The 12,217-nt window shown below is 67.6% G+C and carries 8 protein-coding genes; 6 read left to right on the top strand and 2 right to left on the bottom strand.

All coding sequences use genetic code 11. The annotated features are described in order from the left end of the window. From P4L93_07705 to P4L93_07685, 5 genes are all read left to right on the top strand, one after another. On the top strand, window positions 1–509 hold a 509-nt coding region (locus P4L93_07705), incomplete at its 5' end, for a hypothetical protein (GenBank protein ID MDR3686821.1). Window positions 510–607: 98 nt separating this feature from the next. Continuing rightward, the gene (gene recQ, locus P4L93_07700) at window positions 608–2,449 is read left to right on the top strand and encodes a DNA helicase RecQ (GenBank protein ID MDR3686820.1); all 1,842 of its coding nucleotides are present in this window, start codon (window positions 608–610) and stop codon (window positions 2,447–2,449) included. 249 nt (window positions 2,450–2,698) lie between these two features. Next, window positions 2,699–6,019 carry a carboxypeptidase regulatory-like domain-containing protein gene (locus tag P4L93_07695; GenBank protein MDR3686819.1) on the top strand — a complete coding sequence of 1,107 codons (3,321 nt, stop codon included), beginning with the start codon at window positions 2,699–2,701 and terminating at the stop codon, window positions 6,017–6,019. A gap of 145 nt (window positions 6,020–6,164) precedes the next feature. After that, on the top strand, window positions 6,165–8,171 hold the full coding sequence (locus tag P4L93_07690; GenBank protein ID MDR3686818.1) for an O-antigen ligase family protein: 2,007 nt from the start codon (window positions 6,165–6,167) through the stop codon (window positions 8,169–8,171). A 19-nt stretch (window positions 8,172–8,190) separates the two neighbouring features. Beyond that, window positions 8,191–8,775 carry a hypothetical protein gene (locus P4L93_07685; protein ID MDR3686817.1) on the top strand — a complete coding sequence of 195 codons (585 nt, stop codon included), beginning with the start codon at window positions 8,191–8,193 and terminating at the stop codon, window positions 8,773–8,775. A 42-nt stretch (window positions 8,776–8,817) separates the two neighbouring features. On the opposite strand, the gene P4L93_07680 is transcribed toward P4L93_07685, so the two are convergent. Both P4L93_07680 and P4L93_07675 read right to left on the bottom strand, forming a co-directional pair. Then, the gene (locus tag P4L93_07680; protein ID MDR3686816.1) at window positions 8,818–10,173 is read right to left on the bottom strand and encodes an NAD(P)/FAD-dependent oxidoreductase; all 1,356 of its coding nucleotides are present in this window, start codon (window positions 10,171–10,173) and stop codon (window positions 8,818–8,820) included. 47 nt (window positions 10,174–10,220) lie between these two features. Beyond that, window positions 10,221–10,847: a DedA family protein gene (locus P4L93_07675; GenBank protein MDR3686815.1), complete on the bottom strand. Its 627-nt coding sequence runs from the start codon at window positions 10,845–10,847 to the stop codon at window positions 10,221–10,223. Between the two features lie 47 nt (window positions 10,848–10,894). On the opposite strand from P4L93_07675, the gene P4L93_07670 reads away from it, so the two are divergent. Then, window positions 10,895–12,217 (top strand): MFS transporter (locus tag P4L93_07670; protein ID MDR3686814.1); only part of this gene is annotated, 1,323 nt, incomplete at its 3' end.

The raw sequence follows: 12,217 nt of genomic DNA, 5'->3' as shown, positions 1-12,217 counted from the left end.
GCGGCGTGCTGACGACCGGTACGGTCCTGGTCGCGACTGGTGACGGCACCCACACGGTGCAGTTCTGGTCGATTGATAACGCGAGCAACGTCGAGACGCCCACCATCGTCGAGTTCTTGGTCGACGTGACGGCGCCTGTGACCAGCAGTGACGCCAGCTCGGCCTACGTCGACACGGCCACGATCACACTCACCGCGCAGGACAACACCGGCGGCGTCGGCGTCGCACGCACCAACTACCGCCTAGATGGCGGCGATGTAGCGAGCGGGACAGTGGTGACGACGTCTGACGTCGGAACCCATACGCTCGAGTACTGGTCAGTCGACGCTGTCGGCAACACCGAGGCCACACAGTCGGTCGACTTCACGGTCAGCACCTCGCAGGTGCAGTCGAGTCTGCCGCCACTTGCGCTCGATAGTGGGCCGAGCGAGCTCGACCCATTTGGCGCATACGCGCGACAAGTGTCGGGGTGGTTGTACTCGGCGGCGGGCGACCTGCCGAGCGGTTAGCTGCTCTCGCCTCCGCCCGCGGCAAGCTTCCAGTTTGCTGTGTGTCAGACCCGCGCGCTACGCTGCGGAGCCACACTCGCCGAGATGATGAGGCTCGCATGCCGCTTCGCGCCACCACGATTGACGCCACGCTTGCCGAAGTATTCGGCTACCGTGAGTTCCGGCCGCACCAGCGCGAGATCGTGGAGCACATCATCGACGGTGGCGACGCGTTCGTGCTGATGCCCACTGGCGGCGGCAAGTCGCTCTGCTTCCAAATTCCGGCGATGCACCGTCCGGGCACCGCGATTGTGGTTTCTCCGCTCATCTCGCTGATGAAGGACCAGGTCGACGCCTTGCGCGCCAACGGGGTATCGGCGGCGTGCCTGAACTCCTCGCTCGCGCCCGAGGAGTCGGGCGCCGTGCTGCGCGACCTGCGAGCCGGAGCGATCGACTTGCTCTACGTCGCGCCAGAGCGCCTGATGCTCGACGGCTTCCTGGAGATGCTTCGCACGATGCCGATCTCGCTGTTCGCGATCGACGAGGCGCACTGTGTGTCGCAGTGGGGTCACGACTTTCGCCCGGAGTACGTGCAGCTGGGCCGTCTCCCCGAACTCTTCCCGGGCATCCCGCTGATCGCGCTGACCGCCACCGCCGACGACCAGACGCGGGAGGACGTCCGCGAGCGGCTGCATCTCCTGCGTGCGCCAGTGTTCTCGGCCGGCTTCGACCGGCCCAACATCCGCTACACCGTCGCCGACAAAGTGAGTGCGCCCAAGCAGCTGGAGCACTTCGTCGCCGAGCGGCCGGGCGACTCGGGAATCGTGTACTGTCTCTCGCGCAAGCGTGTCGACGAGGTCGCGGCGCGTCTGCGCAAGGCGGGCGTGAAAGCGGCCGCGTACCACGCGGGCCTATCCGCTGCCGAGCGCTCGCGCGTGCAAGACGGCTTCCTGCGAGACGACGTGCATGTGGTGGTTGCGACCGTCGCGTTCGGCATGGGCATCGACAAGCCCGACGTTCGTTACGTCGTGCACTACGACATGCCTAAGAACATCGAGGGCTACTACCAGGAGACCGGCCGAGCAGGCCGAGACGGCGCCCCCGCCGAGGCGCTCTGCCTCTACGGCCTCCAAGACGTGGTAACCGGCCGCATGCTTATCGAGCGCGGCAGCAATCCGGAGCAGATTCGCGTCGAGCTACACAAGCTCCAAGCGATGACCGCGTTCGCCGAGGCCACCACGTGTCGGCGTCGTGTACTGCTCGGCTACTTCGGCGAGCGACTCGACCAAGACTGCGGCAACTGCGATGTCTGCCTCGACCCGCCCAAACTCTTCGACGCGACTATCGACGCGCAAAAGGCGCTCTCGGCCGTCTACCGGACGGGCGAGCGATTCGGGATCGGACACGTCATCGACGTGCTGCGCGGCAACACGTCCGAGAAGATCTCGCAGTGGGATCACGACCAACTCAGCGTGTACGGCATCGGCAAGGAGCTTTCGCGCGACGAGTGGACGAGCGTCATCCGGCAGCTCATTCACCTCGGCTACCTGCGGCAGGACATCGCAGCGTACTCGGCGCTCAAGCTCGAGCCGCGCGCCGCCGAGCTGCTGCGCGGCGAAATCGTGCTGCGACTTGCCAAGCCGCGCGCCAAGCCCGCAGCGCAGGAGCCGGAACCGGGTGGCAAGCGCCCCAAGCGCCGGCGCGGCGTGTTCGGCAGCGGCGTGGACGCCGATGGCCTGCCCATCGACGAGGAGCTGTTCGAGCGCTTGCGGGAGCTGCGGCGCACCATCGCCGCCGAGCAGGGCAAGCCGGCCTACACAGTCTTCGCCGACCGCTCACTTGCCGAGATGGCCGCGCGACGTCCTTCTACGCGGGAAGAGTTACTCGGCTGTCACGGCGTGGGCGAGGCCAAACTCGAGCGCTACGGTGACGCGTTCCTCGCAGCCATCGCGGGGGAGTAGAGTCAGGCGCGAGGGGGGTTAGGCAGCGGGCGTGAAGCACGCCTTTGCGATGCCGGCGCACGGCATGGGTGATGCGACGTCACAGCGGCCCGCTGTCACGAGTGTTCACACGGCGGGCAGTCTTTCATCGTGCTGAGGGTCACGCGCTCCCACTTTTGTTGCTTGACATAGACCCTGCGCCGCTCCGATTCTGGAAACACGTCACGGCCCGCCCGACGGGGGAGGGCCTCGGCTCCTTTTGGGGGAACCATGACTGTCAGATCACTCGGCCGACCTGGCATTCGCTTGGGTGCGCTCGTGCTCGTCACGGCGCTCGCTGCGTTGCTTGCCTTCGGCGGCGCCACCGCATTGGCCGTGCCGGCCCCGCCGGCCCGGACGATCTCCGGGCACGTGACCGACACCGGCGGACATCCCGTTGATGGCGTGGTCGTCTCGGCGTGGACGTCGTCCGTGGTCAACGGGGGCACGTCGACAGCGTGGTCGAACTACGTCACGACGGACGCCAACGGTGCATACAAGATCCCGGATCTCGCGCCGGCGAACTACGCCGTCAAGGTCGATCTGGCCTCCGAGCCGTTCCTCGTGCCCGTGCCCAAGGCCGCTGGCGACGTGACGGCTGGAGATGCCGGCGTGAACTTCTCCATTCCGGTCGCCGGAGAGGTCGATGGCCGAGCCGAGGATACACACGGTGCTCCCCTTGCCGGCGCTCACGCGTTCTTGGTGCATCAGGAGACGTGGGGCTGGTCAATCGACAACTGGGCTGAGACGGGGGCTGACGGCAAGTACGAGATCTCACAGGTCAAGCCTGGCGACTACTCTGTCATGTTCGACCAGTGGGCGTGGAGCACGCCTGAGTCGATTCTTGTATCACCGGTCGATCCCGTCGGCGTGCACGTGGCGGAGCGGGCTGTTTCAACCGGACCGACGGGCGTGTTCGAGCAGGGTGCGAGCATCACGGGCACTATGGTGGACGGGGAGACAGGCTTCCCCATTTGCTTCCAGATTCTCACCGCGACTCGCGAGGGCGACAGCCAGACGTACAACGGCTTCTCTCAGCCGGACGGCTCTTTCGTCATCGACGGACCGGCCGGGATCTATACGATAACGTCGTGGGACGAGAATGAGATCTTTGACTCGCGCACGATCGTTTCAAACCTCACGGTCTTGCCTGGGCAGCAGGTCGCGCTCGGACCGTGCCCCGTCACCAGCTCTCGCACCGACGTGCACTACATCACCGGCCGGGTGACCGATCACCAGACCGGCGAACCCGTCCTAGACTCCGACGTGTCCATCGACTACGGGAGTGTCGACGGGCTGTTCGTCGACTTGCACACCGTGGACGGAAGGTTCGCGATCCTCGCCAAAGGGCCCACGGCCGACCTTCCGGCTCCGCACGTCTACTACCTCGACGTCTTCACCAACGAGCAGGATTCCAGCGGCATTCCCCTCCTGCAGTACGTGTCGCTGACCCACAAGATCACCGTCGACGACAAGGATGTCTGGCACCCGGTTACGCTCCAAGAGGGCGGCAGGATCTCCGGTCGCGTGACTGATGGGCGCGGACATGGAATCGGCGGCGTGCCAGTAGAGGTGTCCGGATACTCGGGCGGCACATCCGGCTATCCGGGCGGCACATCGGGCTATCCCGGTGGGACCTCGGGTTACCCCGGCGGTACGTCTGGCTACCCAGGTGGGACGTCTGGCTACCCGGGTGGGACCTCGGGCTACCCCAACGTGACGTCTGGATACAACCACGGCGTTGCAGTCACGGACTCCGATGGGCGTTACTTGATTGGCGCTCTTCGCACCGGTCCGCGCTACCGGGTTGTCTTCAACCGCGCCGGTATCTGGAGCGCACCGCCGGTCGGCGACCTCTCGTATGCCTATCACAACCATCCGTTCTTCGATCATCCAACGGTCGTGTCCGGCTACGGCGGAGATGGCAGTGTCTCGGGCTACGACCCGGTTGCGGTCACGTACAACCAGGCCACGCGCCGAATCAACCAGGCGATACCGCGCTCGGGCGAGGTCAAGTTCGTCGCCGATTCTGCGGATCATCCACTGGGAGGCATCGAGGTACTGCTCGACTACCAGTTCCGCGGCTCGTGGGTGCGCGCGGAGGATGCGTTCACCCAGAACGGTACCTTCGACTCCTCGGCGATTCCGCCTGGTCGCTATCGCGTCAGCTGGCGCGACTACTTCGGTCGCCTCGACGGTTCGGGTGACGTGCGGGAGTTCCGCATCACGGCCGGTCAGAACAGGACGATTCAGCTTGTCTCGGCGAGCGCGGGTGGCACCGCGCATGTCGCGGCTGGCAAGCTCACCGGCGCGCTCCTCGGCGCTGCGGGAACCCAGGGTGTGTTCTCGGCGCACGCGCTGGCCGTGGTACCCAACCCGGGCGGACTGCCGGTCGGCACGCGTCAACTTCCGGGCGGCGCGTACGATCTCGGGTTCAGCGGCCCGTACTTCGGCACGTGGACGCTGACGTTCCCGTATGGCACTGGAGTGTCGAACTCTCAAGCTGCTCAGATCACGGTGGATCACTTCAACACATCCGATGGCACTTGGGCGGTTCTTGTACCCACCTCGGTGGATGTCGTCCATCACACCGTCACGGTCAAGACCGAAACCCTGTCGCCGTTTGTGCTGTCCGTGCCGGCTCCCGTCAAAGCGAAGTTCTCGGCGCCAGTCGTCTCCGCCAATCATCCGTACGTGGGTGACCCGGTCTCGATTGCGACAACGCTCACCAACTCAGTCGATGGCACGCCGCTGACAGGTCGCTCGGACGTCACGCTTCAGTCGAGCACCAACGGCGGAGCCTGGACGCCTACCAGCGCATTCGTGACCGCGGGCGCCGCGGGTGCGTACAGCGCGACTGTTGTGCCCACTGGCGCAGGCACCGTCTCGTACCGATTCACCATGCCGAGCTATGCGCCCAACGTCACAGGCGGAAACTCCGCCGCAGTGTCGGTGACGGCGAAGCTGAGCCCCACATCGTGGTCGGCGGCCGCCTTGGTCACCGGCGGGACGCAGACGATCGTGCCGTTCGGCGGTAGCGTCGTAGCCAGTGCCACGCTGCGCGATCGCAACGGTGCTGCCTTCCTTCCCACCGCTACGGTTGTCGTGCAGTCCTCGGCGAATGGAACCGCCTTCGTCAACACGGCGCTCGTGGCAACGAGGGTCGCACCGGGCGTCTACCACGTGACGCTGGCTCCGGCCGTCAAGACGTACTACCGCTTCACATTCGCCGGCGATGCTGCCAACGCGGCGGCGCAGCCATCGAGCGCGGTGTTCGTCGCACCGCAGGTGGCGCTCGGCGACCCCACTGCTGCCCCCACTGCCTCGGCCGGCAAAGCGTTCACGGTGTCGGGCACGCTATCGCCCGCCACGAGCCCCAATGCGAAGACCGTTCAGATCTACTACGAGCGTCAGAGCGGGAGTGTGTGGAACGTTGTCGGCAACGTGTGGGCCACCAACGCCCCCAACGGGTCGTCATCGACCTACAGCGCCTCGTTCAAGCTCAGCGCCGGTGTCTACCGCTTCCGCGCGCTGGCTCCGGAAGACGCCTAGCACGCAGCGACCGGCTACACCGGGTACGTCGTCGTCACTGTCAAGTAGACTCAGGTCGCACGTCTGACGCCAACTCTGAGGGGTGGGGGACGTCCCCACCCCTCTTGGCATCTCTAGGCCCACACACTCCGTCAGTCAGGATTCAATGAGCGCGAGTAAGGCGCCGAAGAAAGCCGCCCAAGCGAGCCCCGCATCCGCGCCCCTCACGGCAGGTGGCGTGGTGCTCGAACTTGGCGTGCTGCTGGGTGGGCTCGGCGTTTGCCTGGCGATGCAACCCACCTCGTTCAATCCGTTCGGGCCGATCAAGGCGCTCGTCGTGGCGCTGGGGGTGACGCTGGCGCTCGTCGGCATGGCGCTCGAGTCGGGGCGCACGGCGCGCGCTGCTGCGCGCTTGGGCCGCGTGCGCGCGAGCTTCGCGGTTCCGGCGTTGTTGCTGGTGGGCGCGCTCGCGACCGTCACGTCGGTCGATCCCCAGCGCTCGATCCTCGGCCACTACGCTGAGTACCAGGGGCTGTTGCTTGTTGTGGCGGCTGCGCTGATTGGATGCGGTGCCGCCGTGCTGGCCGACGACCGCGCTGCCTGGACGCGCCTGAAGCGGGCGGCCACGCTGGCCGTTGGTGTGGTCTCTGGCTTCGCGCTCGTGCAGGTGTTCGGCGCCGGGCCTGGCCGAGTCGACCTGTCGCGAGCCGCATCGACGACGGGCAACGCTTCCAACCTCGGCGTGTTCCTGTGTCTTGCTGTGCCACTCGTTCTCGCCGCGGCGCGCTCCGAGCGGGGACGAGCGTGGCCCGCGGTGGCTTGGACCGCCTTCGCCATGGGGCTCGTCGTGCTGGGACTGACGCTTTCGCGCGGTGCTTGGCTCGGCGCCGGTGGCGCGCTCGTCGCATGGCTCGTGCTCGAGGGGCGCACGTGGCCCGGTCGGCTCCGGGGCCGGGTGTGGGCTGCTGCTGGTGTCTTGGTGGTGGTCGCGCTGGCGGCGACGCTACTGTTCGTGCCGCACGCAGGGAGCCGCCTCGTCGAGGCCGTGCGCAGCCCGAGCAAGGGGACGTTGGGCTGGCGTGCCGAGACGTGGCGGCTGACCGCGGGGCTCGTGGCGCAGCGTCCGCTGCTCGGATTTGGGCCGGCGTCGTTCCGGTACGCATTCCCTGCGGTGCGCACGCCCGCCACCATCATCGGCGAGAGCGCAACGCAGATCGTCGACGACCCGCACAACCTGCTGCTCTCGATTGGCGTGCAGTACGGCGTCGTGGCCGTAGGACTCCTACTGTGGCTGCTGTGCGGCGCGATTGCGGCGCTGTGGCATCTCGCGGGCGGCGAGGGCGACGACACGGTGACCGCCGCCGCGTTGGCCGCTTCCATCGTGGGTGCGTCCGTGGCGCTGCAAGCGCACTTCCTTACGCTCGATACCTGGCCGCTGTTCGGGCTCGTGATCGGTTGGGCGCTTGGCCTGTGCTCCGCTCGCCTCGCGCTAGAACCGGCGCCGCTCCCGGCTGGCACTCAATCCATGGCGCGCTGGACCTCGGGCGTGCTTGCGGTGGCATTCGGCGTCGTGACGGTCGCTGCGGCGGGCCTGGTGTGGGCCGATACGGTCTCGCTGCACGCCGAGCGGCTCTCGGCAGCTCGTGCGCCTTGGACCACCGTGCGTGGCGAGTTCGAGCGCTCGATCGCGCTCGCTCCATGGGAGCCTGCGATGCGCTGGACGTTTGCCCGGGCCGCCAGCCAGCGAGTGGACCTCGCCTCCGAGCCGGCGGCCTTCCGCGACGCCGAGGCCCAGTTCGCCTCGGTGCGACAGGCGATTCCCTCCGATCAGCTGGTCATCGAGCAACAGGCTCAGCTCTACATAGTTGCGTCGTTCAGGCTGCAGGCACCTGCCCTTGCTCGGCAGGGCCTCGAGCTGGCGCAACAGGCGGCCCAGCTCGACCCGCAGAACGGTTTCAAGTGGGAGACGGTGGGCGGAGCCTACCTCGCGGGTGGCGACGTTCCTGCCGCGAGAACCGCGTACGAGAAGGCTGTCGCACTCAATCCGCGCGACGTACAGGCGTGGACCAACCTTGCCTTGGTCTACGACCGCCTCGGCGACAAGGCGGCAGCGGCCAACGCGCGCAAGCAGGGCAAGAAGGCGGCCACCGCACCGGTGATACGCTTCCAGTGAAACGACCCGGAGGTACTCGATGCGCAACAAGTGGTTGATCGGCGGGGCCGTAGTTGTTGTGGTGGCGATTGCCCTCGTTGGCGGCCAGCTGCTCATGACGAGACAGCCTTCGACGACGCTCTCCCCAGCAACACTGGCTGATCTGGCGCGCTCCAATCCCGCGGGAACGTCGTCAACCGCGCCGGGCACGACCGAGGCCTCCGCGTCCGTGTCGCACGGCAGCGATGTGGCGGCGCCCAGTCAGCCGGCCGCCGCGGGTGCCGCCCTGAAGATGCTCCCTGCGCCCCCGAAGGCGACAGTCGGCGGATTCAACACGCAGTACCTCAAACCTGGGTCGCGCTTCTCGGTCACGGTTGAGCCCTACGGTCTTGGACCGGCTCAAGGCTCGTATCAAACGGTCGTGGTCCGCATCGTCTCGGCCAAGGGGCTCAACGGAGCCAAGGGCGCCGAGAAGCTCGTGGGCACCAACGCACTTGCGCTCATCGGGCCGAGCCGCACCGGCGCGTTTACAACCGGAGGCCGGGTTTCGGCGGTGCTGACCCTTCAGCCCGATCCGCGCGGCTCGGTACTGATGTTGAGCGCCACGGGCGCCTCAGGGCAGTAGCCCGCGGCTACGGCCAGCGGCCGCAGCGCATCGCGCCGCCGCCTACAGCCAGTAGACGATCTCGCTGGAGGCCGTTGGGTACGCCCACAGCACGCGCTTCAGATCGTCGACGGTCTGCTCGGCGGTGATGGCAAGCGCGAAGAGGTTGGCAGTCTCCTCGGCACCGTGGCCGAGGACGTGTGCGCCTAGGATGCGCCCGGTCGAGCGCTCGACGATGGTCTTGGCGGCGGTGTGCTTCAGGCCTACGCGCTGCGACGATAGCCAGCCCGACGTGTCACTCAGCTTTACGTCGATGTCGACACCGCGCTCCTGGGCCTCGCGCTCTGAGAGCCCAACCGCGCACAGAGGCGGCTGGCTGAAGACCGCCGAGGGAATCACCGCCGGCTCCCATCTCGCCGAGCCAGGTGCGACGATGTTGGCCATGGCGACGCGCGCCTGCGAGATGCCCACTGGCGTGAGCGGCGGCCCGCTCGCCGCGGCGTCGCCTGCGGCCCAGACCCGCGGGTTGGTGGTGCTGCGCATCTGCGCGTCGACCGCCACGCCTCGGCGCGTGAAGTCGACGCCACCTGCCGGCAGGTCGAGCCCATCGAGATCGGGTACTCGGCCGGCGCCGTGGACGACGAGGTCGGCGGCGACCGCCGAGCCGTCCGGCAGCTCGACTGCGAAGGCCGCGCCCAGGTCGCCCGCCCGCCCGTCGCTGCGTCGAACGCCTGCGACCGGCGTGTCGAGCCGCACGTCGATGCCCCACTCGGCGTACTGCTCGATGAGCACGCCCACAACGTCGGGGTCGAAGCCCTTCAGCGCACGTGCGCTGCGATGCAGGATGACCGGCTTGGCGCCGGCTGCCGCCGCGATGCCCGCGAACTCGAAGGAGATGAAGCCACCGCCCACAAAGACGACACGCTCGGGGAGCTTCGCCAGCTCCATGAACGCCTCGGAGTCGATCAGCACTTCCTCACCGGTGATGCCGAGCGGCATCGGCTTGGCGCCCGTTCCAAGCAAGATCGCATCGGCCGAGTAGCTTACGTTGCCCACCTCGAGGGTGTCCGCAGCGACGAATCGCGCAACGCCGTGCACGGGCGTCTGGCCAGCCGCTCGCATGCCCGCCTCGAAGCTCTCGGAGAGGTCGTCGGTGAAGCGTCGCTTGAACGCGATGAGCTCGGGCCAGTCGAGGCGCGCGTCGCCTGCGACGCCGTGGCCGCGCTGCCCGCGCACCCGCAGCGCTGCTTCGGCAGCGGCGGCGAGGATCTTCTTGGGCTCGCAACCGCGCAGCGCGCACGTGCCGCCGAATGCGCGGCAGTCCACGATTGCGGTCGAAAGACCAGCGCGCGCGGCCTCCTCGGCCGCAGTACGTCCGGCCACGCCGGTACCGACGATGATCAGGTCGAAGTGGGGCATGGGTGCGGCCTCCGCGGAATCGCTGGTTGACGTGCTCGGTGAGGCTCTTACCCGCTTTGCTCGGTGGCGCTCTTGGCAGCGTCGGCCATGGCTTGCCGGCGGCGCACCAGGAACCAGACGAGTCCCGCGACGAGTATCGCGAACAGGGCCAGCCAACTGAAGCGCAGGAACCACGCCTCGATCACCTTGCGGTTCTCGCCCGCGAAGTAGCCAACCGAACTCCAGACGCCCACCCACAGCACGGCACCAAGAGCATTGAATGCGAGGAACTTGGCCCAGTGCATGCCCATGGTGCCGGCTATCACCCCGTTGAGCTGGCGAAGCAGCTCGACGAAGCGTGCGCCGACCACGATGCCGTCGCCGTACCGGCAAAACGTTGTCTCGGCGTGCTCGTAGCGCTCCTCGGTCAGTCCGACTCGGCTGCCGAAGCGGGTGACCAGCGCCCGTCCGCCAAAGTGCCCGATCGCGTATCCGATGTTGTCGCCTACGATTGCCCCTGCGACAGCCGCGATGACGACCGCCCAGATGTTGAGCTTGCCTGCGGCTGCCGCCACCGAGGCTGCGATGAGCGCCGTCTCGCCGGGCGCCGGCATTCCGAAGTCCTCCAGCATCACGAGGAGAAAGACGGCGAGCACGCCGTAGCGCTGGATGACGTGCATCAGGATCTGTCCCATTCGCGCAGTGTAGCAAGCGCAACTCGCGCAGCGGGTATCGACAATTCATGAGCACCCAGCCTCCCGCCGAGAACCCCGCGCGCGTCCCTGCGCCGCCCCCTGTCCCGTCCGCAAGCGATGCGGCCACCGAGCCGGGTACGTCACTCGCGCCCGGGCCGGGCGGCAGTGGGCGTCGCATCGCCGGGCTGTCGCCGGAGGTACTCCGTCTGGGGCTCGTCTCGTTCTTCGCCGACGTTTCGAGCGAGATGCTCTACCCGATCACTCCGATCTTCTTGGCCAGTGTGCTGCACGCGCCGGTCGAGGTCATCGGCGTGATCGAAGGCTTTGCCGAGGCGGCCGCATCGATCATGCGATCGGTGTTCGGTCGTATTAGCGATCGGACGGGCCGCCGTCGCCCGTACGTGGTGGGCGGATACACGCTGGCGGCACTGGCCAAGCCACTGATTGCGGTCGCTCAGACGTGGCCGCTGGTACTCGTTGCGCGCGTCACCGACCGGCTCGGCAAGGGTATGCGCACGCCGCCCCGCGACGCGCTCCTTGCCGAGTACACGCCCGCTGCCGAGCGTGGTCGCGCGTTCGGCTGGCACCGCGCGATGGACTCGGCGGGCGCCGTCATTGGGCCGCTGATCGCGCTTGCGCTGGTGGCTGCTAGTGATGGCAACCTGCGACTCGTCATCGCGCTCACCGCGATACCCGGGCTCATCGGCGCGGCGCTCGTGCTGACGGTGAGGGAGAAGCGCCGCGCGGCCCGCGCAGATGCGGCAGCCGAAGCCTCGGGGACGTCCACGCGACTCTCCGACCTCCCGCGGCCATTTCGCGCCTACCTGCTCGCCTGGGCGCCGTTTGCGCTGGCGAACTCCAGCGACGTCTTCTTGATCCTGCGGGCGAAGGACCTCGGCTACTCCACTACGCTCACCGTATTGCTCTACACGCTCTACAACCTCGCCTACTCGGTGGCCAGCCCCCTCTTCGGCGGTCTGGCCGATAGGGTCGGAGGGCGCCGCGTGCTGACGTGGGGGCTTCTCACGTTCGCCGTGGTCTACGCGGGGTTCGCGGCCGTCTCGGCTCGGTGGCTCCTGTGGCCGCTCTTCGCGGTCTACGGCCTCTACATCGCCGCGACCGACGGCGTAGGCAAGGCGTACGCGATCTCTTTGGTTCCCGAGGGAGCGCGGGCGACGTCGGTGGGGCTGCTGGGCAGCGTGACCGGTATCGCCACGTTGGTTGCTTCGAGCGTAGCCGGAGTGCTGTGGGCCACGCTCGGGCCATGGGCGGCATTCGCCTTCGGCGCAGCAGGCGCCGTTGTTTCGGCGGTCGCGTTGATGCTCGTGCCAGCGCTCCGGTCCGGGGCGCAAGCAGGCGACGATGGCGCG

This window comes from Coriobacteriia bacterium (genome assembly GCA_031292615.1).
Classification (GTDB): domain Bacteria; phylum Actinomycetota; class Coriobacteriia; order Anaerosomatales; family JAAXUF01; genus JARLGT01.
This window is presented reverse-complemented; position numbering and strand designations above follow the sequence as displayed.

Bases quoted from the DNA above. Each gene is read 5' to 3' on its own strand.
- recQ (MDR3686820.1), top strand. From the start codon at position 608: ATGCCGCTTCGCGCCACCACGATTGACGCCACGCTTGCCGAAGTATTC.
- P4L93_07695 (MDR3686819.1), top strand. From the start codon at position 2,699: ATGACTGTCAGATCACTCGGCCGACCTGGCATTCGCTTGGGTGCGCTC.
- P4L93_07690 (MDR3686818.1), top strand. From the start codon at position 6,165: ATGAGCGCGAGTAAGGCGCCGAAGAAAGCCGCCCAAGCGAGCCCCGCA.
- P4L93_07685 (MDR3686817.1), top strand. From the start codon at position 8,191: ATGCGCAACAAGTGGTTGATCGGCGGGGCCGTAGTTGTTGTGGTGGCG.
- P4L93_07680 (MDR3686816.1), bottom strand. From the start codon at position 10,173: ATGCCCCACTTCGACCTGATCATCGTCGGTACCGGCGTGGCCGGACGT.
- P4L93_07675 (MDR3686815.1), bottom strand. From the start codon at position 10,847: ATGGGACAGATCCTGATGCACGTCATCCAGCGCTACGGCGTGCTCGCC.